At 66.1% G+C, this 18498-nt stretch carries 17 protein-coding genes, 1 tRNA gene and 1 rRNA gene; 14 read left to right on the top strand and 5 right to left on the bottom strand.

Going from position 1 to position 18498, the window contains the following annotated elements; genetic code table 11:
• Window positions 1-174: 174 nt before the first annotated feature.
• The 8 genes from ACIQLF_RS17490 to ACIQLF_RS17455 all read left to right on the top strand — a co-directional run bounded on the left by ACIQLF_RS17490 (window position 175) and on the right by ACIQLF_RS17455 (window position 4885).
• Window positions 175-618, top strand: coding sequence for a GNAT family N-acetyltransferase (locus tag ACIQLF_RS17490; protein ID WP_400301175.1), 444 nt, complete (start codon window positions 175-177; stop codon window positions 616-618).
• Between the two features lie 161 nt (window positions 619-779).
• Window positions 780-896 (top strand): 5S ribosomal RNA (rrf, locus tag ACIQLF_RS17485).
• A 137-nt stretch (window positions 897-1033) separates the two neighbouring features.
• Window positions 1034-1519 carry an SRPBCC domain-containing protein gene (locus ACIQLF_RS17480; RefSeq protein ID WP_400301172.1) on the top strand — a complete coding sequence of 162 codons (486 nt, stop codon included), beginning with the start codon at window positions 1034-1036 and terminating at the stop codon, window positions 1517-1519.
• A 69-nt stretch (window positions 1520-1588) separates the two neighbouring features.
• Window positions 1589-2974 (top strand): FAD-binding oxidoreductase, encoded by a 1386-nt coding sequence (locus tag ACIQLF_RS17475; RefSeq protein ID WP_400301169.1) that lies wholly within the window; start codon window positions 1589-1591, stop codon window positions 2972-2974.
• A 71-nt stretch (window positions 2975-3045) separates the two neighbouring features.
• Window positions 3046-3122: transfer RNA gene (locus ACIQLF_RS17470), tRNA-Pro, on the top strand.
• 541 nt (window positions 3123-3663) lie between these two features.
• Entirely contained in the window at window positions 3664-4410 is a 747-nt protein-coding gene (locus ACIQLF_RS17465) for an RNA-guided endonuclease InsQ/TnpB family protein (protein WP_400301166.1), read from the top strand.
• On the top strand, window positions 4332-4592 hold the full coding sequence (locus tag ACIQLF_RS17460; RefSeq protein WP_400301193.1) for a transposase: 261 nt from the start codon (window positions 4332-4334) through the stop codon (window positions 4590-4592). Before ACIQLF_RS17465 ends, ACIQLF_RS17460 begins: the two co-directional genes overlap by 79 nt.
• The gene (locus tag ACIQLF_RS17455) at window positions 4514-4885 is read left to right on the top strand and encodes an RNA-guided endonuclease InsQ/TnpB family protein (RefSeq protein ID WP_400301163.1); all 372 of its coding nucleotides are present in this window, start codon (window positions 4514-4516) and stop codon (window positions 4883-4885) included. The genes ACIQLF_RS17460 and ACIQLF_RS17455 overlap by 79 nt, the downstream gene beginning before the upstream one ends.
• A gap of 40 nt (window positions 4886-4925) precedes the next feature.
• Here ACIQLF_RS17455 and ACIQLF_RS17450 read toward each other — a convergent pair whose 3' ends face one another.
• Window positions 4926-5894, bottom strand: coding sequence for an ABC transporter substrate-binding protein (locus ACIQLF_RS17450; RefSeq protein ID WP_400301191.1), 969 nt, complete (start codon window positions 5892-5894; stop codon window positions 4926-4928).
• A 180-nt stretch (window positions 5895-6074) separates the two neighbouring features.
• Between ACIQLF_RS17450 and ACIQLF_RS17445 the strand changes: the two genes are divergently transcribed.
• The gene (locus tag ACIQLF_RS17445) at window positions 6075-7199 is read left to right on the top strand and encodes an iron chelate uptake ABC transporter family permease subunit (RefSeq protein WP_400301160.1); all 1125 of its coding nucleotides are present in this window, start codon (window positions 6075-6077) and stop codon (window positions 7197-7199) included.
• Window positions 7196-8257 carry a FecCD family ABC transporter permease gene (locus ACIQLF_RS17440; protein WP_400301158.1) on the top strand — a complete coding sequence of 354 codons (1062 nt, stop codon included), beginning with the start codon at window positions 7196-7198 and terminating at the stop codon, window positions 8255-8257. The genes ACIQLF_RS17445 and ACIQLF_RS17440 overlap by 4 nt, the downstream gene beginning before the upstream one ends.
• A 30-nt stretch (window positions 8258-8287) precedes the next feature.
• On the opposite strand, the gene ACIQLF_RS17435 is transcribed toward ACIQLF_RS17440, so the two are convergent.
• Together ACIQLF_RS17435 and ACIQLF_RS17430 are read right to left on the bottom strand one after the other, a co-directional pair.
• Entirely contained in the window at window positions 8288-8914 is a 627-nt protein-coding gene (locus ACIQLF_RS17435; protein ID WP_400301155.1) for a response regulator, read from the bottom strand.
• The gene (locus tag ACIQLF_RS17430) at window positions 8911-10104 is read right to left on the bottom strand and encodes a sensor histidine kinase (protein WP_400301152.1); all 1194 of its coding nucleotides are present in this window, start codon (window positions 10102-10104) and stop codon (window positions 8911-8913) included. Before ACIQLF_RS17430 ends, ACIQLF_RS17435 begins: the two co-directional genes overlap by 4 nt.
• 155 nt (window positions 10105-10259) lie before the next feature.
• Between ACIQLF_RS17430 and ACIQLF_RS17425 the strand changes: the two genes are divergently transcribed.
• The gene (locus tag ACIQLF_RS17425; RefSeq protein WP_400301149.1) at window positions 10260-11243 is read left to right on the top strand and encodes an SMP-30/gluconolactonase/LRE family protein; all 984 of its coding nucleotides are present in this window, start codon (window positions 10260-10262) and stop codon (window positions 11241-11243) included.
• A gap of 102 nt (window positions 11244-11345) precedes the next feature.
• Here the strand turns inward: ACIQLF_RS17425 and ACIQLF_RS17420 are convergent, their stop codons facing one another.
• On the bottom strand, window positions 11346-12368 hold the full coding sequence (locus ACIQLF_RS17420; RefSeq protein ID WP_400301146.1) for a LacI family DNA-binding transcriptional regulator: 1023 nt from the start codon (window positions 12366-12368) through the stop codon (window positions 11346-11348).
• Between the two features lie 87 nt (window positions 12369-12455).
• A complete protein-coding gene (locus ACIQLF_RS17415; protein ID WP_400301143.1) occupies window positions 12456-14189 on the bottom strand; it encodes a glycoside hydrolase family 13 protein in 1734 nt (577 codons plus the stop codon).
• 291 nt (window positions 14190-14480) lie between these two features.
• Here ACIQLF_RS17415 and ACIQLF_RS17410 point away from each other — a divergent pair, with 291 nt between their 5' ends.
• The 3 genes from ACIQLF_RS17410 (at window position 14481) to ACIQLF_RS17400 (ending at window position 18441) form a co-directional block, all read left to right on the top strand.
• A complete protein-coding gene (locus tag ACIQLF_RS17410) occupies window positions 14481-15797 on the top strand; it encodes an extracellular solute-binding protein (RefSeq protein WP_400301141.1) in 1317 nt (438 codons plus the stop codon).
• 122 nt (window positions 15798-15919) lie between these two features.
• Window positions 15920-17536: an ABC transporter permease subunit gene (locus ACIQLF_RS17405; RefSeq protein ID WP_400301138.1), complete on the top strand. Its 1617-nt coding sequence runs from the start codon at window positions 15920-15922 to the stop codon at window positions 17534-17536.
• On the top strand, window positions 17533-18441 hold the full coding sequence (locus ACIQLF_RS17400) for a sugar ABC transporter permease (RefSeq protein WP_400301135.1): 909 nt from the start codon (window positions 17533-17535) through the stop codon (window positions 18439-18441). The genes ACIQLF_RS17405 and ACIQLF_RS17400 overlap by 4 nt, the downstream gene beginning before the upstream one ends.
• The last annotated feature ends 57 nt before the right edge of the window (window positions 18442-18498 follow it).

The following is an 18498-nucleotide window of genomic DNA, read 5'->3' as shown; positions in this document are numbered from 1 at the left end:
TTTAACCCCCGGTTGCCCGGCGGGTCCGCCGGCGCCCCCGCACCGCGGGGGCCCTTTTCCCGGGCGGGATCCGCACCGGGCCCGCCGGCACCTGGTCCGGGCACCTGACCGGCCGGGTTTCTTCTAACGGCGCTTTGCTGCCATTCTTTAGATATGGCAATAGGACTTACACCAATGGCTGTTTCGAACATGCCGGAATGGCTGGCCTTGGTCAAGGCCGAATACATCGAAAGCCGCATGCGAGCCGGCGAATCCCGAGAAGAATCTCAGGCCAATGCGGATTCAAGTTTCAATAGGTTCTTTCCTGCGGGGGAACCCATTGACGGGCACCTGGTATTCGAAGTTTGCCGCGCCGGTGAAAGCGTCGGATACCTCTGGATAGGACCCCAGCTTGATTCCGGCCCGGACAAATGGTGGGTCTTGGACATTGAGATTTACGAGCAGTATCAACGTCTTGGATATGGCCGACAAGCCATGATTTTGGCTGAGCAGACCGCAAAACAGCTCGGTGCGAGCGAACTTGGCCTAAATGTCTTTGGATACAACACATCGGCGCGTGCTCTTTATGAATCACTGGGCTACGAGCCGACGTCCATTCGCATGGCAAAAGCACTCTGAAGCTCATGCCACTGGCGGTGATGGGTATCACGACGCCAATTGCCCCCAGGATTCGCCCTGCCGCTACATCTCGGCTATAGTTGTAAACGAAGAACCACAGCACTTGTTGTGACTCACTAAAGCTACCGGCAGCCTGAATAAGGATTGCTAGGTAATAGAGTTACGGCGGTCATAGCGTGGGGGAAACGCCCGGTCCCATACCGAACCCGGAAGCTAAGGCCCACTGCGCCGATGGTACTGCACTCGGGAGGGTGTGGGAGAGTAGGACACCGCCGGACATAATTGTCCCAGAACCCCCAAGCCACAGGCTTGGGGGTTCTGATGTTTAACACGGATTACCCGATTCCTCTTTGGCCTGGATCGGGCGCAGATGCTGGCCCTGCACCCAATTCGATGCAACAGCTACTGTTGAGTCATGGACGGACTCTTTTCTCATGCTGCATCATCCGGTGACGACTCTGAAGGGTCGGAGCCGCTCCCGGAACTCATCCATTCTGTTTCGGTCCCGGTCCCGGTCGACCAGGCGTTTGAGGGATTCACCGACTACATCCACCTCTGGTGGCCATTGAATGTCTACTCCCACTATGGTCCGGGTAGTCATGTGTCGTTTTCCCAGGGGCAACTCCTGGAAGAATCGGAAGAAGGCCATCAGCATCTTTGGGGATCGGTCGTTGATATGGAAGTGCCGGCACGCATCGTCCTAGATTTCAGCTTGGGGATGGAGAGTGCGGCTCCGACCAGACTCGCATTTGAATTCGCCGATGCGGGCGCAGGTACTGAGGTGAGGGTGCGGCACGGTGGATGGTCCCGTGGCACTGTGGGCGAAGCGCAATATGCGCGTTATGTACGGTGGCCCGAGGTTATTGCATACTATGCTCGCTTCATGGGCGCTCAAGGCTGACCTCACATGATCGGTCAGGCTCGTGCGTCAGTCGTAATGAGAGCCACCGACCACTACTGAAGGGCTGACATGAGCCTGGCATGCACCGATGAAGCATTGATTGAAGGCCTGATCCAAGAAATCGGTTCGGGATCCGTGTCCACCGACCCCGAAGTGCTTGCCGAAAGCAGCCACGACTTCGGCAAGCTCACTTCCGACTACCAATTGCCACTCGCGGTGGTCTTTGCGGAGCGCGTGGAGGACGTCCAGGCGGCCTTGCGCTTGGCTTCGGAGGCCGGAGTCAGCGTTGTGCCGCGCGGGGCCGGTACGGGCGTCTCAGGCGGCGCCAACACAATCACACGGTGCATCGTGCTCTCCCTTGAACGAATGAACCGGATCCTGGAGATCCGGGTGGACGATGAGGTCGCTGTCGTGGAACCCGGCGTCGTGAATGCGGACCTGAACAACGCCGTTGCCAAACACGGGCTCATGTACGCGCCCGATCCCGCCAGCTACCAGCAGTCGACCATCGGCGGAAACGTTGCAACCAATGCGGGAGGGCTGCGCTGCGCCAAATATGGCGTGACCAAGGACTCCGTCCTCGGGCTGGAGGTGGTGCTGGCCGACGGCACGCTGATCTCCACCGGGCGCAATACCTTCAAGGGCGTTGCGGGCTACGACCTGACCTCCCTGCTGGTCGGTTCCGAGGGCACGCTGGGCATCGTGGTCTCCGCGACCGTTCGCCTGCGTTACCTCAGCGAGAAGAACTGCTCGATTGCTGCGGTGTTCACCGACGTGGCCCAGGCCGCCGCCGGCGTCGTTGCCATCGCCCGCGTGCGGGTGCAGCCCGCCATCCTGGAGCTGCTGGACGTCGGGACGCTGCGCGTGCTTGACGCGACGTACGGTTCGGACCTGAGCGCACGCGGAGGGGCGTTGCTGCTGGTGCGCACCGACGGGCACGGGGCCGAGATCGAGGCCGCCATCATTCGGTCGGCCTTGGAGAACCTGGGCGCCCAGGTCACCGCCGCGGGCGACGAACAGGCCGTCAAGCTCATTGAGATGCGCCGCGCCAGCCGCGGCGACGGGCAGGACGACCAGTACCGGGTGGGGGAGGACGTCGCCGTCCCGCGATCGGCCATGGTCGAGTTCATGCGAACCCTCAGCCAGATCGCCTCACGCAACCGGGTCATGGTGCGCATCGTCGCACACGCGGGCGACGGCAACCTGCACCCGACCTTCTGGGTGGATCCCGAGGACGGGCCCGCGGGCGTGAGTCGGCTTGATGCGGCGCTGGAGGAATCGGTGCGCGCCGCGCTGGCCGTCGGCGGGACCATCACCGGCGAGCATGGCGTCGGCACCGTGAAGCGCGAATGGCTGGGCTGGGAACAATCGCCCGAAGTCGTTGAATTGCAGCGGAAAATCAAGGCCGTTTTCGATCCCCAGGGCATCCTGAACCCGGGCAAGGCCATCGTCTAAAACGGGCCGATTGATCTCGATTAGGTGTTGGGGAGAAAAGTAGGTAAACTTTTCTCTCGTTGGTACAACACCGGGATATGGCGCAGCTTGGTAGCGCGCGTCGTTCGGGACGACGAGGTCGCAGGTTCAAATCCTGTTATCCCGACCAATGTGAGCCCCGCGGAAAACTTCGGTTTTCCGCGGGGCTCGTCCCATTTAAGGCAGCATTCTGTGTGGGCCTCTTGAATTCTAGGGATCACAGTTGCAACACCAGTGGTCCTTGGGTTCTGGCTTATAGGACCGGGTCGACAGGGCCCGGATACAGCGATGTGGCTGGCAGTGATGTCCAACGTCAGAACTGTAAGCGTTGCACCAGTATCGAGTGCTTTGCCGCGATCGGTATCGCGGCCCGTGCCTTTGGCGGGCTGTCCCTAGGAATCTGCGGGGCCACGAAGGTCTCCGCGGGGTCGCTGAACAGCCGCATTCCAGCCCGGCCATCGGCTCGTGACCAAGAGCTTCCGGCCATGCTGGGGGATGAGGTCCGGGGAAATGCCACAGTTCAGGTTCCTGCCCGCGGTGAGAGGCATGGGCTCTCATTTAGCATCGCGTGCGGCCTTGAATGGGAATGGATCATCGGACCCAAAATGTCGGCGGCACGGGGGATCATGAAAATGTATCGACGGACGTGAAAGCGCGCGGAGGTGGTGGTTATGAAACGCTACAGGTACCGGCTGTACCCGAACTTGGAGCAGCAAAACCAGCTGGCCCGAACGTTTGGCTGCGCGCGCGTAGTATTCAACGACGTCGTTGCCGCTAGCAGGACCGCCTGGCGGGCGGGTGAGAAGCCCCCGTCGGTGCATGACCTGATGAAGGTGATGAGCCGTTCCAAGAAGTCGATGGCGCGGGCCTGGCTGGGTGAGGTCAGCAGTGTGGCGTTGCAGCAGTCGATGTTGGACGCGGACACCGCTCGCCGGAACTTCTACGCCGGCTTGTCAGGGACGGGAGTCGGCAAGAGGGTCGGGGCGCCGCGATTCAAGTCTCGCAAGGACCACCGCGATGCATTCCGGATCACCGGGCGGTCGAACTTTGATGTCCGGAAGGTCAGTGCGCGGGGTGGGCAGGTTCGATTGCCGAAGGCCGGGTGGATCCATTTCGCGCTCTCCAGGGAACTGCCGGAAAAACCGTCGAGCCTGACAGTGATTCGGGAACCGGATGGCCGCTATTACGTCTCCTTCGTACTCGAAGCACCGGAACAAACCGGCCCAGGCCCCATCCACAAGGTGGCAGGGATCGACCTAGGGCTAGAGTATCTGGCAGTGATCGCCTATGACGACGGCACCAGCGTGAAGGTCGAAAACCCCCGGCACCTGAAAAGAAGCTGCGGAAACTGGCGACAGCGCAGAAAGAGCTGTCGCGTCGGCAAAAGGGATCAGCGAACCGGGAGAAAGCCCGCCTGAAGGTCGCCAGATTGCACCGCACGGTGCGTGAGACTCGGTTGGACCACCATCACAAGCTGGCCCGGAAGGTCGTTGACGAAACCAAGTCGTTGGCCTGGAGGCCTTGGGCATCGAAGGACTGGGCCGCACCCGCCTGGCCAAATCCATATACGACGCCGGCTGGGGCCTGCTCATCCGGCTAATCGAGGAAAAGGCTGACGAAGCCGGACGCTTCATCGTGCGAGCCGACCGGATGTTCCCTTCCACCCGCACGTGCAATGTCTGTGGGCTGGTCGGGGAAAAGAAGCCGCTGCACATCCGGTCATGGACCTGCTCCTGCGGAGAAGTCCATGACCGGGACGTGAACGCGGCAATGAATTTGAGGAACGTCGCTGCCGGGCAGGCCGAGACGCTAAACGACTGTGGAGGTCATGTAAGTCCAGCAGTAATGCCGGCAACGACCCGAGATGCAGTAGCCACTCACGACGCCGCTTAAGCGGCGCGAGAATCCCACTCTGAGATGGAGGGGGAGGATGTCAGTTCACGAGGTAGGTGCGCAGGTCGTCGAGGACGATCGAGGCGCCGGTCGGGCCGAGGCCCAGGAACCAGACGTCGTCGTTCACGCGCTGCACGTTGCCGGCCTTGACGGCTTCCAGCTTGCTCCAGATCGGGCCCTCGAGCGAGGCCTTCTCGCCGGTCGCCTCCGGGGTGCCGTAGGAGGTGTAGAAGATCCAGTCCGAGTCGGCCGCGGCCAGGTTCTCCGAGGATATCTCGGCGGCAAGGTCCTCGATGTTCTGGTTCTCCGGGCGGGAGAGGCCGGCGTCCTTGAGGATGACGCCGATCAGCGAGGCGTTGCCGTAGAGACGGATCTTTTCCGGCAGGAAGCGCAGCAGCGAGATCTTCGGGTCGCCCGGGACGTCCTTGCCCAGCGCGGTGGCCTTGTCCTGGTAGGCGTTGAGCACCTCGACGGCCTTGGTTTCCTCACCGAGCGCGGAGGCTGCCAGGCGGAAGTTTTCCTTCCACGGGAAGCCCGGGCGGATCGAGAAGACGGTCGGGGCAATCTGCGCAAGCTGCGGGTAGAGCTTGTCGGCGCGCAGCTGGGAGCCGATGATCAGGTCCGGCTTCAGCGCGGCGATGGCCTCCATGTTCAGTTCCTGGATGGTGCCCACGGTCTTGGCGTCCTTGACGGCGTCCGCCAGGTAGCTGGGGATCGAGTTTGCGCCCTCGGTGGAGGGGATGCCGATCGGCGTGAAGCCCAGGGAGAGCACGGCGTCGAGCTCGCCGGTGTCCAGAACGACGACGCGTTCGGGCTTCTTGGCGATCTCGGTCTGGCCGTTGGCGTGGGTCAGCGTGCGAGGGAAGACGCCCGGGGCGACGTTGGCGCCGAACTTGGCGGTTTCCTCGTCGGCGGTGGAGAAGCGTTCGCCGCCGATCGCGACATCCTTGTTGCCTGCGGCGGTGTCGGTGGCGCCAGTGGCGCCGCATCCCGCGGTGAGGGCGATCAGGAGGAGTGCGGCTGTGGCCTTGGCCGCGCCGAAGCGGGGCTGGCGTAGGGAAGAAGTCAATTTCACCACGTAAATGTATCCTATTCTTCTTGTGTTGGCCTAAGTCGGTCGGGGTTGTCGTCCCGCCGCACCGAGCCGGCGCGGTAGTGTTGAACGGTTCAAAGCTAAGGAGGATGATTCGTGGCAGGCCCCACCTCCGCTGCGGCGAACCCCAAAAAAGCCCATGACGGAGCCTACGGCGCGGCCGGTGCAGGCGTGGCCGTGCGAAATGCGCCGGCGCCGACCGGCAGGCCGACGGCTGAAGGCCCGCGCGCCAAGGTGCGACGCGCGTCACTGCTGGCCGGGTTCGTGGTCGTGCTGGTCCTGCTGGCGCTGGCTTCCCTGGCCGTGGGTTCCAAGCACATCGACCTGTCGACGGTGCTCGGCGCGCTGCTGCACCCGGACGACTCCGCCGACCACGCGATTATCCGCGACTCACGCGTGCCGCGCGCGATCCTCGGCGTGCTGGCCGGAAGTGCCCTGGGGATCGCCGGGGCGCTGGTCCAGTCGATGACTCGCAACGCGCTGGCGGAGCCCGGTATCCTGGGCGTCAACGCGGGCGCCTCGCTGGCGATCGTGATCGCCGTGGGAACCTTCGGCGTCAACGGCTTCGGCGGCTATGTGTGGTTCGCCTTTGGCGGCGCGGTGCTCGCGACGGGCGCCGTGTACCTGGTGGGCATGGCCGGGGCGCGCTCCAGTGACCCCGTGCGGCTGGTGCTTGCCGGTGTGGCGCTGGGCGCCGTGCTCTCCGGGATCGGCACGGCCCTGGCGCTGGTCCATCCGGCGGCATTCGACCAGTTGCGGGCCTGGACCATCGGCTCGCTCGAGGGACGCTCCGCGGACGTGTTGGCCCCGCTGGCGCTCGCGGTGCTGGCGGGCATCGTTCTGGCGGCCTTCACCGGCCGCTCGCTCAACGCCCTGGCCCTGGGCGACGACACTGCGCTGGCCCTGGGCTACAAGGTGGGCAGGGCGCGCGTGCTGATACTGCTGGCCGTCACGGTGCTGGCGGGAGCCGCAACCGCGGCCGTGGGCGCCATCAGCTTCCTGGGCCTCATGGCCCCGCACCTGGCCCGGCGGTTCTCCGGGCCCGACGCCCGCTGGATGCTGGCCTTCACCGCGGTGCTGGCCCCGATCATCCTGCTGCTGGCCGACGTGCTGGGTCGTGTGATCATTCCCGGCGAGCTCGAGGCCGGGGTCGTCTGCGCGTTCGTCGGCGCCCCCGTGCTGATCATGCTGGCCCGGCGCCGGAAGCCGGTGGCCGTATGAGCGCGGAACTCGAAACCAAGACCGCGGCCATGGCCAAGCCGGGTGTTCGCGCACCGGGGCGCGTGCGCCGCGGTGGACGGGAGGCCCTGCTCTGCCTGGTGCTGGCGGGGCTCGCCGCGCTCACTGCCCTGCTGGTCATCGGCAGCGGCGACTACCCGATGGGCCCCGGAGAGATCCTGGACGTCCTGTTCGGCGGCGGGCAGGGCCTGGAAAACACCATCGTCTTCCAGTGGCGCGCCCCTCGCGCGGTGGCGGCGCTGGTCTTCGGCGCGGCGCTGGGCGTCGCGGGAGCGGTCTTCCAGTCGCTGACCCGGAACCCGCTGGGCTCCCCGGACGTCATCGGCTTTTCCACCGGCGCCTACACCGGCGCGCTGCTCGCGCTGACCCTGGTGGGCGGCAGCTTCGTCGCCACCTCGATCGGTGCGCTCGCCGGCGGGCTGCTCACGGCCCTGGCCGTGTATCTGCTGGCCTGGCGGCGCGGTTCGCACGGCTTCCGGCTGATCCTGGTGGGCATCGGCGTTTCGGCCATGCTCGCCGCGCTGAACCAGTGGCTGGTGCTGCGCGCCGAGATCGAGGTTGCCATGGCCGCGGCGGTCTGGGGTGCCGGAACCCTCAACGGGGTCACCTGGGCCACGATCCTGCCCGCGACGCTCGTCATCCTCCCGGTGCTGGCCCTCACCCTGGCCGGCGGCAACCGGCTGCACATGCTGGAAATGGGCGACGACGCGGCAACCGCGCTGGGCGTGCCGGTGGAGCGGACCCGGCTGGGCATGATCGTGCTGGCGGTGCTGCTCACCGCTGCCACCACGGCGATCGCCGGGCCGATCGCCTTCGTCGCACTGGTGGCACCCCAGCTGGCCAAGCGGCTGAACAGGGGCGCGGGCATGCGGCTGGCGCCGGCCGCCTGCATGGGCGCGCTGCTGCTGGTGCTCAGCGACCTGGTGGCGCAGCGGCTCTTTGCCCCCGTGCAACTGCCCGTGGGCGTGGTGACGGTGAGCATCGGCGGGATCTACCTGATCTGGCTGCTGGCCCGCGAGGGCCGGCGCACCGCCCGGTAGGCCCGGCGGGAAACGCCCCGGCGGCCCCCGTCAGGCGCGAATGATGCGCTTTTCGATCGCCGCGGCCACCGCCCCGGCGCGTGAATCGACGCCGAGCTTGGTGTAGATGTGGGCCAGGTGGGACTTCACCGTGCCTTCGGAGACGAAGAGTTCCCTGGCGATGTCCTTGTTCCCCAGGCCCTTGGCGAGCAGGTCCAGGACCTGCGCCTCGCGTTCGGTGATGCCGGCCCCGTGGTTGGAGGTGCGCCGAACCAGGGCAGCAGCGACGGTCGGTGCAAGCGCGGTTTCCCCGCGTGAGGTGGCGCGGATGCCGGCAAACAGCTCGTCCGGCGGGGCATCCTTGAGCAAGTAGCCACGCGCCCCGGCCTGCAGCGCGCGCACGATGTCGGCCTCGGTGTCGTAGGTGGTCAGCACAAGCACCTCGGGTGCGTGCTCGAGCCCGCGCAGCGCGGCGGTGATCGCGATGCCGCCCGGGTTTTCCGCGCCCAGGTGCAGGTCCATCAGCGTGACATGCGGTTGGAACTCCCTGGCGGCGGCAACCGCGTCGGTGAGGTTGCCAGCCTCCGCCACAACCTCAAGGTCCTCCTGCGAATCGATCAGCGCACGCAGTCCGGCGCGGACCACGGGGTGGTCGTCGACGATCATCAGCCTGATCATGATTCCTCCAGGGTAAAGCGGACTGAGACGGTGGTGCCTTCCGCGGGTGCGGAGTCCACGGCGAAGGCGCCTCCGAGCGACCGGGCTCGTTCACGGATACCCCGCAACCCGTGTCCGCGCAGCGTTGAGGGTGCCACGGACCCGGGGTCAAAGCCGATGCCGTCGTCGCGGATGTCCAGGAGGACCTCGTCGCTGTTGTACGTGATGGTCACGGCCACGCGGGTGGCCCGCGCATGCTGGCGCACATTGGCCAGGGCGCCGCGCGTGGTGAAGACCAGGGCCTCGGCGACATCGGGCGGCAGCGCCGGGACCGTTCCGAACGCGTGGAACTCGATCGGCGATCCCGTGGCGGTTGCGGCGATTGCGTGCCTGAGCCGGGCGTTCAGCGACTCCGCGGACGTGGGGTCGTCGGCATTCGGGTCGGCGAAGTCGCGCACCATTCGACGGATCGAATCCAGGCCTTCGCGGGCGGTCGAGGCCGCCATCGACACGTTTTCGCGGGCTTCCAGCGGGCGGGCATCCCACGATTGCCGTGCCGCCTGAAGCAGCAAGTTGATGCTGGAAAGGTCCTGGCCGACGGAATCATGGAGGTCGCGGGAGAACCTGGCGCGCTCGGTGAGGGCCCCGGCACGCCGTTCGGCCCGGGCGAGTTCGTCCTGCGCCTCGGTCAGTTTCTCCAGAAGCGCCTCGCGCTCGCGGGTTTGCCTCGTGAGCGCGCGAAACGACATGAGGGTCACCACCGCAACACCCATCGGGCCAACGACGAGTGTCGGGTCGAAGTCGGTGCCGATGCGTGCCCAGGACAGCGCGATGACGAGCATCATGGCCGACAGCGTGCCAACGGCCCAGCCCTCGGGCAGCACGCTGAGCACCGCGAAGGCCACCGGTACCGCGCACCATGCGAAGGAGGGCGCGGCGATCGTCAGCGCGGACCAGAGCAGCACCGTGGAGCAGGTCCACGCAACGAGCCACCCGGTGCGCCCGCGCGCCAGCGGCCGTACGGCGTAGAGGGCGATGAGGGCCGCCGCCCCGAGCACGATCGAGATCGCGTTGTCCGCCAGTCCGTGCCGTTCCAGGTAGCGACAGGTGCTGGTCGCCACGAGTGCGACCAACACCAGATGCAGCCAGGGGGCCAATATCGTCGCGGGGGCAAGGATGCCGCGCATTCCTTGTTCTGCGTGTGTACTCATGATTCCCTCCAGCCTAAAGGGGGAGCCGCGGCTTCGGCATCGTCCATTTGGTTAGTTCACGGTGCCCGTATGCCGGATGCCGCAGCGGTGCGCCCGCGGGAAAGCTGGTGGGTGGACGACGAAGAATCCGAAACCACGACTCTCAAGGAGAGAACATGTCGAAGAAATCCACCGGGCTGCTGGCTTCCACGATCCTGGCCGGCACCATTCTGGCCGGGGGCATCGGCTCGGCCGCATTGGCCACCCCGGCCAACGCCGCCCCGGACCACCGGACGGAAAGCTACACGATGGCCGGCGACGCAGGCGGCTCGAAGTTCGAGGGCATCGGGGCGGACCAGCGGCGCGGCACCTTCTACGTCAGCGAAGTCACCGGCGGGGAGATCCACCGCGGGGTTTCGGGCACCCCGGAGATGCGCGAATGGCTGGGCGGCAACGGCACCGATGGTCGCTACACGGCCCGTGGCATCACCGTGGACCGTGCGGGCAACATCTACATTGCCGGCGGACCCAACGGCATCGGCAACGACCGGCCCGACCTATGGGTGTACAACGCCCGGGGCGAGCTTCAGGCTGCGCTGAAGGCCCCGGGAACGGACGTGTTCCTCAACGACGTGGTCATTGGTGCCGACGGCGCCGCATACTTCACCAACTCGAACGATGCGCAGGTCTTCCGCGTGGCCGTATCCGGCGGCGAGTATCAGGCCGCGTTGTGGGCCGATGCAACCGGCACCATCGAGCGCAGGGAGGGGTTCAACCTCGGGGGCATCGAGCTCTCCGCCGACGGGTCGGCCTTCGTGGTGGCGCAGGGCAACAGCGGAAAGTTGTGGCGCTTTGACATCAAGACCCGCAAGGCCGCGGCCATCGACACCCGGGGTATTGACCTGGTCAATGCCGACGGGCTGCTGTTGCGCGGCAACAAGCTCTCGGTGGTGCAGAACTTCAGCAAGAAACTGACCACGCTGCGTCTGAGCGCCGACGGCAGCAGCGTTCGCATGCTCGGCCAGCGTGCCACGGATCCGGACCGGGTGCTGACCACCGTTGCCCGGTTGCGCGGGCAGACCCTGTTTGTGGACTCGAAGTTCGACGAACAGGTGGCTTCCGGCCCGTACGAGGTCATCACCGACCCGTTGGCGCGTTAGCCGTGGCGACCGTCCCGTTGGCAAACTACGGCGAGCCAACGGGACGATGTTTCCGGCCGGAACATGGCGTGGCCGATGTTCCCGGCCGGCAGGCCTCGAAAGTCAGGCCCCGGCCGGCGGCGCGGTGGAGGTGCGCAGCACGAATTCGGTGGGGAAGAACTCCGGTGACGTGCCGGACGGGGCCGCGTCCTCCTCGCCGAGCAGTTCCATGATGCGCCGCACCGCGGCCTCGCCCTGGGCGTGCGGGTGCTGGGCGATCGTGGTCAGCCCGAAGAGGTCGCCGAGCTCGTGTCCGTCGATGCCGACCACCGAGAAGTCGCGAGGCACGTTCAGCCCAAGGTCGCGGGCGGCCAGGATGGCGCCGAAGGCCATCTCGTCGGAGGCGCAGAGCAACGCGGTGGGCCGTCCGCGCGGGTTGGACAGCAGGCTGCGGACCTTTTGGTAGGCGCCGGCGGTGGTGAAGTCGGCATCCAGCAGCCACTGCGGGTTCACGGCGATGTCGGCCTGGTCCAAGGCGTACTCGAATCCGTCCAGGCGCGCGCCGGGCAGCTTGAAGTCGACGTTGAACACGTCGGCGCCACCCAGGAAGGCGATGTCAGTGTGGCCCAGGGAGACCAGATGCTCGGTGGCCAGCGAGGCGATGTTGAAGTCGTCGACCCGGATGGTCTGGACTTCCGGCAGCAGGCCGCCCAAGGCCACCAGCGGCTTGCCCACGGAGCGCAACTGGTGAAGCTCCGGGTCCGTGAGCTTGAGCGTGACGGTGATGACCGCATCGAGGCGTTGGCGCATCAGCAGGTCCTGGAAGACCGCATCGCGGTGCCGCTGCTCGCCGCTGGTGTTGTAGAGCGTGAGGTCGTAACCGCGCTCGTTGAGCTCCTGGGTGGCGCCCTGGAGCACGTTGGCGTAGTACCAGCGGGAGACCGTCGGCATGACCATGCCGATGTTGCGGCTGCGCCCGGAGGCCAACGACGACGCGTTGTAGGACAGCACGTAGCCCAGCTCCTTGGCGGCCAGGTGGACGGCGTCCCGCGAGGCCGCGGAGACCTTGCCGTTGCCCGAGAGCGCGCGGGAGACGGTTGCCACCGAAACGCCGGCGCGTTGGGCCACGTCCTTAATGCTGGACATCTTCGCGCGTCTCCCTTGTTGCTCGCATGTTTGTGGTCCTGCTGTCTGTCGTACGGTTTGTCTTGCCCGGGGCACGGTGCCGGCCGGTCAGGCAGGCAGCAGCCACACCGTCGAATCGGGGCTCAACAGACGGCCCGTGGCATCGACGGCGGTGGCGGAACTGGCCTGCAGCACGGTGCCTTCCGGCAACGCGAACGGCGCGTTCCCCAGGTTCATGATGACCAGGAGGCCGCCGTTGGCGAACCCAAGCACCTCCGGGGTTCCGGTGTCCACTAGCCAGCTTAGATCCCCGAGCCCCAGATTGCGGGCCCGACGCAGGCCCAGGGCATTGCGGTACATCCACAGGGTCGAATCGGGATCCAGTTCCTGGGACTCGCGGGTCATGGCCTGCCAGGTTGCCGGCTGCGGGATCCACGCCTCGCCGGCATCGCTGAACCCCAGCGTCGGGCCCCCGGGGGACCACGGCAGGGGGACGCGGCAGCCGTCGCGGCCGAGGCGCTCGCCGCTGGTCCGTGCGTAGGTGGGATCCTGCCGAAGCGGGTGGGGGAGCTCGGTGTGGTCGCCCAGCCCCAGCTCCTCGCCCTGGTACAGGTATGCGCCTCCGGGAAGGCCCAGCATGAACAGCGTTGCGGCGCGGGCGCGGGCAAGGCCCAACTCCAGGTCCGGCTGCGGATCCTCCGGCCCCAGCCCGTCGCCCGGACGCGTTGCCGGGGCAACGGTGCCGAAGCGCGTGGCGTGGCGGGCCACGTCGTGGTTGGAAAGCACCCAGGTGCTCGGTGCCCCCACGGCGTCGAATGCGTTCAGCGAGCGGGTGATGATTCCCTTCAATGCCGGCGCGTCCCAGCCGGTGTGGAGGAACGGGAAGTTGAAGGACTGGTGCATCTCGTCGCTGCGCACCCAGTCGGCCATGGCCTCGATCGGGTGGACGTTGGCCTCGGCGCACAGCACGCGCTCGCCGTCGTACTCGTCGCAGATCCCGCGCCAGCGGCGGAACACGTCGTGGACCCCGGGGCGGCCGAACATGGGTGCGTCGGAGAAGGGGAACCCGGGGGAGGGGGAGCCGTCGGGGTTCCCGTCCCAGTCCGGCAGCGCCGGATCCTTGACCAGGGCGTGGGCCACGTCCACCCGGAAGCCGCCCGCGCCGCGGTCCAGCCAGAACCGCAGGATGCGCTCGAATTCGTCGCCCACGGCGGGGTTGTCCCAGTTGAAGTCGGGCTGGCTGGAGTCAAAGAGGTGCAGGTAGTACTGGCCGGGGCTTCCGTCGGCCTCGGTGACGCGCGTCCAGGCAGAGCCGCCGAAGTGCGACTGCCAGTTGTTTGGCGGCAGTTCCCCGCGCTCCCCGCGTCCGTCGCGGAAGACGAACATCTCCCGTGCGGCCGACCCGGGACCCTCTGCAAGTGCCCGGGCAAAGAGCAGGTGCTCGTTGGAGCAGTGGTTGGGTACGATGTCCACGAGGATCTTGACGCCGAGGCGGTTTGCCTCGGCGACGAGGTCGTCGAAGTCGCCGAGCGTCCCGAAGAGCGGGTCCACCGCGCAGTAGTCGGAGACGTCGTAGCCGGCGTCGCGTTGCGGGGACGCGAAGAAGGGCGAAAGCCACAGAGCATCGACGCCCAGCGAGGCGATCTTCGGCAGTTCCCGGGTGATGCCCGGCAGGTCGCCGATGCCATTGCCTGTGGTGTCCCGGAACGAGCGCGGATAGACCTGGTAAATCACCGATCGGCGCCACCAGTCAGCATGCGTCGAGGCATGGTGGACGGGGGAATCGAGCCGAAGGTTTTGTGCGGGCAGAGCGCTCTCGGCAAGCTCAGGAGTCTGTGGCATGCGCTCTATCATAGCGACGAAAACAGGAAAAGTGGAAGCGTTTACTTTCTTGTATCGCGATCGAAGAGAAACCGCGCATGCTTCGTCTTGGCTTTGAATACTCCGGATTTACAGGGAATTTGAATGCCGCACCTGGCGGGCTGAAGGGCCCGCGCGACACGCGACGAAACCTAGTTTTAACGTGATGTAGACGACATGAGTGGAAACGTTTACACTAAATTCACGATACAAGCGCCGACGGCCACAACGACCCCACGGGGCGGGGCGCGCGAGATTTGAAAGAGGAAGAACATGACGGGAACCACCAAACCCGGTGCACACTTCACGCGCCGCACATTCACCCTTGGAGCAGTAGGCGCGATTTCCGCGCTGGCCCTGACCGCCTGTGGCAGCGGCGGGGCTCCGGCAGCTAGTTCAAGCGCCGCCGCAACGAGCGCGGCCAGCAGCGCACCCGCGACGACCACCAGCCTCACCATGTGGGTCGATGCCGAACGCGCCCCGGCGCTGAAGGACATTGCCGCGAAGTTCAAGGCGGAGAAGGGCATCGACGTCAAGCTGGTAGTCAAGGACTTCGCCGCGGTCCGCGACGACTTCATCACCCAGGCGCCCACCGGCAAGGGGCCTGACGTGTTGGTCGGCCCTCATGACTGGCTGGGCAAGCTGGTCCAAAACGGCGTGGTTGCCCCCGTCCAGCTGGGCGACAAGACCAAGGACTTCGCCGAAAGCTCCATCAAGGCAGTGACCTACGACGGCCAGACCTACGCAGTGCCGTACTCGATCGAAAACGTTGCGCTGATCCGCAACACCGAACTCGCACCCACCGCCAAGAAGACCCTCGACGAAGTGCTCGCCGAAGGCAAGAAGGCTGTCGGCGCGGGCAAGGCCAAGTTCCCGTTCCTGGTGGGCCTGGACCCCAAGCAGGCCGACCCGTACCACCTCTACCCGTTCCAGACCTCGATGGGCGCCCCGGTGTTCGCGCAGAACGCCGATGGCAGCTATGACGCAAGCAAGCTCACCATGGGCAACGAAGGCGGCCAGAAGTTCGCGCAGCTGCTTGCGGACCTGGGCGACAAGGGCGAGAAGGTCCTGAACTCGAACATCACCGGAGACATCGCCAAGGAGAAGTTCATTGCGGGTGAATCCCCGTACTTCGTGACGGGTCCGTGGAACGTGCCCGACATCGAAAAGAAGGGCATCAAGTTCTCCATCGACGCGCTTCCCACCGCTGGTGAGGATCCGGCGCAGCCGTTCATCGGGGTCAACGGCTTCTTCATCTCCGCCAAGTCCACCAATGCGCTTGCGGCCAACGAATTCGTGGTCAACTACCTGTCCCAGGAGGCGGCCCAGGACGCGCTGTTCAGTGTCGGCGGCCGCCCGCCTGCGTTGACGGCCTCCTTCGACAAGGCAGCCAGCGACCCGGTGGTCAAGGCCTTCGGCGAGATCGGCGCCAACGGCGTGCCGATGCCGGCGGTTCCGGCCATGGACGCGGTCTGGGCCGACTGGGGAGCAACCCAGCTGAACCTGATCAAGGGCAAGGAATCCGATCCGGCAGCGGCCTGGACGAAGATGACGGCAAACATCGAGAAGAAGATCGCCGGCGGCAAGTAGTCCCGCCGCGCAAATCCACTACCGTCGGGGGTGATGGCGTGAACCCGCCGTCACCCCCGACGTGCACCCCCCCATCCGTCGCGCACCGGCGGGAAAGCATCAAAGGAAAGTTGTCGGATCCCATGGTCGAAATCGATGAACAGGTGAACGCGGCAAAGCCGCGGCGCCAGGCGCCACCGCCGAGGAAAAGGTCCCACGGGCCCGATTCCCTGGGTGGGACGCTGGCCAAGATCATCCTGCTGGGCATCACCGACGCGGTGGCCGCCTTTGTGCTTTTCCAACTGGCGCTCAGCGGGGAATGGCTGGTCTTCGGGATCTCGCTGCTCACCACGCTGGCCATCAACTGGATCTACCTGCGCCGCGGCGGCCTGCCCGCCAAGTACCTGGCGCCGGGCGTGGTCTTCCTGATGGTATTCCAGGTCTTCGTGATGATCTTCTCCACCTACATCGCGTTCACCAACTACGGCGACGGGCACAACTCCACCAAGGCCGATGCGATCGCCTCGATCCAGCTTTCGGCCTCGGAGCGCGTCCCCGACTCGCCGCAGTTCCCCACCTCGGTGCTGGAAAAGGACGGCTCCTACTTCCTGCTGGTCACGACCCCCGAGGGAGAGGCCAAGCTCGGCGGCACCGACCTGCCGCTGGAAACAGTCACCCCCAGCACCAGTTCCCCGACCGGGGCCGCAACCGGGGTCGAGGGGTACACGACCCTGGACTTCGCAACGCTGCTCCAGCACCAGGCCGAGATCACCGCCCTGAGCGTCCCGATCAGCGCGAATCCCGAGGACGGGGCGCTGAAGACCGCCGACGGCTCGACCTCCTACGTCTACACCCCCAAGCTGAAGTACGATGCCGCGGCGGACACCTTCACCGACACCCAGACCGGCGTCGTGTACTCGGACAACGGACGCGGCTCCTTCGTGGCGCCGGACGGAACCAGCCTGAACACCGGGTGGAAGGTGAACGTGGGCCTGGAGAACTTCCAGCGCGCCTTCACCGACCCCAACCTGCAGGGCCCCCTGGTCCAGGTCGTCCTCTGGACCTTCGCCTTCGCGATCCTGTCGGTGGCCACCACCTTCGCCCTCGGGCTCTTCCTGGCGATCACCTTCAACAAGGCGGACCTCAAGGGGAAGAAGATCTACCGGATCCTGATGATCCTGCCCTACGCCTTCCCCGCGTTCCTCTCCGGCCTGGTGTGGTCCGGGTTGCTGAACCCCGAATTCGGCTTCATCAACAACGCGATCCTGGGCGGGGCCGACATCCCGTGGCTGACCGATCCGGTGCTGGCCAAGGTCTCGGTGCTCGTGGTGAACCTCTGGCTGGGCTACCCCTACATGTTCCTGGTCTGCACCGGAGCCCTGCAGTCGCTGCCCGAGGAAGTCGACGAGGCCGCGCGGATGGACGGGGCAAGCCCCTGGCGCATCTTCACGGCCATCAAGCTGCCGCTGCTGCTGGTCTCGCTGGCCCCGCTGCTGATCTCGTCGTTCGCCTTCAACTTCAACAACTTCAACGTCATCTACATGCTCACCGGTGGCGGGCCGCGCTTCGCGGACACCACCTTCGACATCGGCTCCACCGACATCCTGATCACCATGGTCTACAAGATCGCCTTCGGCACCGGCACGGGGCGCGACTACGGCCTGGCCAGCGCGCTGGCCATCCTGATCTTCATCATCGTGGCGGCCGTCTCGGCCCTGAGCTTCAAGAAGACCAAGGCCCTCGAGGAGATCAACTCATGAGCACGGCATCCACGCACGCGGAGGCGCAAGCCCCGGCAGAAAACAAGCAGACCCCCGGGCACTGGTTCAAGACCAAGGGCTGGCGCCACCTGGTGGCCGTCGTCGCCTCCGCCTTCTCGATCTTCCCGCTGCTCTACGTGCTCTCCGCGGCGCTGAACCCCGCCGGCACCATGGCCGGGGCCAGCACGCTGTTCACCGAGATCGGCTTCGGCAACTTCGAGGCGCTCTTCGCCAACCAGGAACGGCCCTTCGGGCGCTGGTTCGTCAACACCCTGGTGATCGGCACCGTGACCTCGGTGGCCACCGTCTTCCTGGGGGCGCTGGCCGCGTACGCCTTCTCCCGCATGCGCTTCACCGGCCGCCGGGCGGGGCTGCTGACGCTCCTGCTGCTGCAGATGTTCCCGCAGCTGCTCACCGTCGTGGCGATCTTCCTGCTGCTGAACTTCATCGGGGACATCATCCCGGCGCTCGGGCTCGGCTCGCAGCTGGGCCTGATCATGGTGTACCTCGGCGGGGCGCTGGGCGTGAACACCTACCTGATGTACGGGTTCTTCAACACCGTGCCGATCTCGCTGGACGAGTCCGCGCGCATCGACGGCGCCAGCCACGTGCAGGTGTTCTTCAAGATCATCCTGCCGCTGGTCACCCCGATCCTCGCGGTCGTCGGCCTGCTGGCCTTCATCGGCATCTCCTCCGAGTTCGTGATCGCCTCCGTGGTGCTCACCGACCCCGAGTCCCAGACCCTGGCCGTGGGCCTGTACTCCTACGTGGCCCAGCAGCGCAGCGAGAACTGGGGCGTCTTCGCCGCCGGCGCGGTGCTTGCAGCGGTCCCCGTCATGACGCTCTTCCTCTTCCTGCAGCGCTACATCACCTCCGGCCTGACCGCCGGCGGCGTCAAGGGCTAGGCCCGCACCCGAGCGTCCGCAAGTCACACCCCCCCAAAAAGCATCCCCAGGAGAACC

Origin of the sequence: Paeniglutamicibacter sp. NPDC091659 (genome assembly GCF_044756805.1) — a bacterium.
Taxonomy (GTDB): Bacteria; Actinomycetota; Actinomycetes; order Actinomycetales; family Micrococcaceae; genus Paeniglutamicibacter.
Note: the sequence above shows the minus strand (reverse complement) of the source record. Positions and strands in the feature narration are given on the sequence as shown.

Bases quoted from the DNA above. Each gene is read 5' to 3' on its own strand.
- ACIQLF_RS17475 (WP_400301169.1), top strand. From the start codon at position 1,589: ATGAGCCTGGCATGCACCGATGAAGCATTGATTGAAGGCCTGATCCAA.
- ACIQLF_RS17430 (WP_400301152.1), bottom strand. From the start codon at position 10,104: ATGAGTACACACGCAGAACAAGGAATGCGCGGCATCCTTGCCCCCGCG.
- ACIQLF_RS17480 (WP_400301172.1), top strand. From the start codon at position 1,034: ATGGACGGACTCTTTTCTCATGCTGCATCATCCGGTGACGACTCTGAA.
- ACIQLF_RS17435 (WP_400301155.1), bottom strand. From the start codon at position 8,914: ATGATCAGGCTGATGATCGTCGACGACCACCCCGTGGTCCGCGCCGGA.
- ACIQLF_RS17415 (WP_400301143.1), bottom strand. From the start codon at position 14,189: ATGCCACAGACTCCTGAGCTTGCCGAGAGCGCTCTGCCCGCACAAAAC.
- ACIQLF_RS17410 (WP_400301141.1), top strand. From the start codon at position 14,481: ATGACGGGAACCACCAAACCCGGTGCACACTTCACGCGCCGCACATTC.
- ACIQLF_RS17425 (WP_400301149.1), top strand. From the start codon at position 10,260: ATGTCGAAGAAATCCACCGGGCTGCTGGCTTCCACGATCCTGGCCGGC.
- ACIQLF_RS17465 (WP_400301166.1), top strand. From the start codon at position 3,664: ATGAAACGCTACAGGTACCGGCTGTACCCGAACTTGGAGCAGCAAAAC.
- ACIQLF_RS17490 (WP_400301175.1), top strand. From the start codon at position 175: ATGGCTGTTTCGAACATGCCGGAATGGCTGGCCTTGGTCAAGGCCGAA.
- ACIQLF_RS17400 (WP_400301135.1), top strand. From the start codon at position 17,533: ATGAGCACGGCATCCACGCACGCGGAGGCGCAAGCCCCGGCAGAAAAC.
- ACIQLF_RS17405 (WP_400301138.1), top strand. From the start codon at position 15,920: ATGGTCGAAATCGATGAACAGGTGAACGCGGCAAAGCCGCGGCGCCAG.
- ACIQLF_RS17440 (WP_400301158.1), top strand. From the start codon at position 7,196: ATGAGCGCGGAACTCGAAACCAAGACCGCGGCCATGGCCAAGCCGGGT.
- ACIQLF_RS17420 (WP_400301146.1), bottom strand. From the start codon at position 12,368: ATGTCCAGCATTAAGGACGTGGCCCAACGCGCCGGCGTTTCGGTGGCA.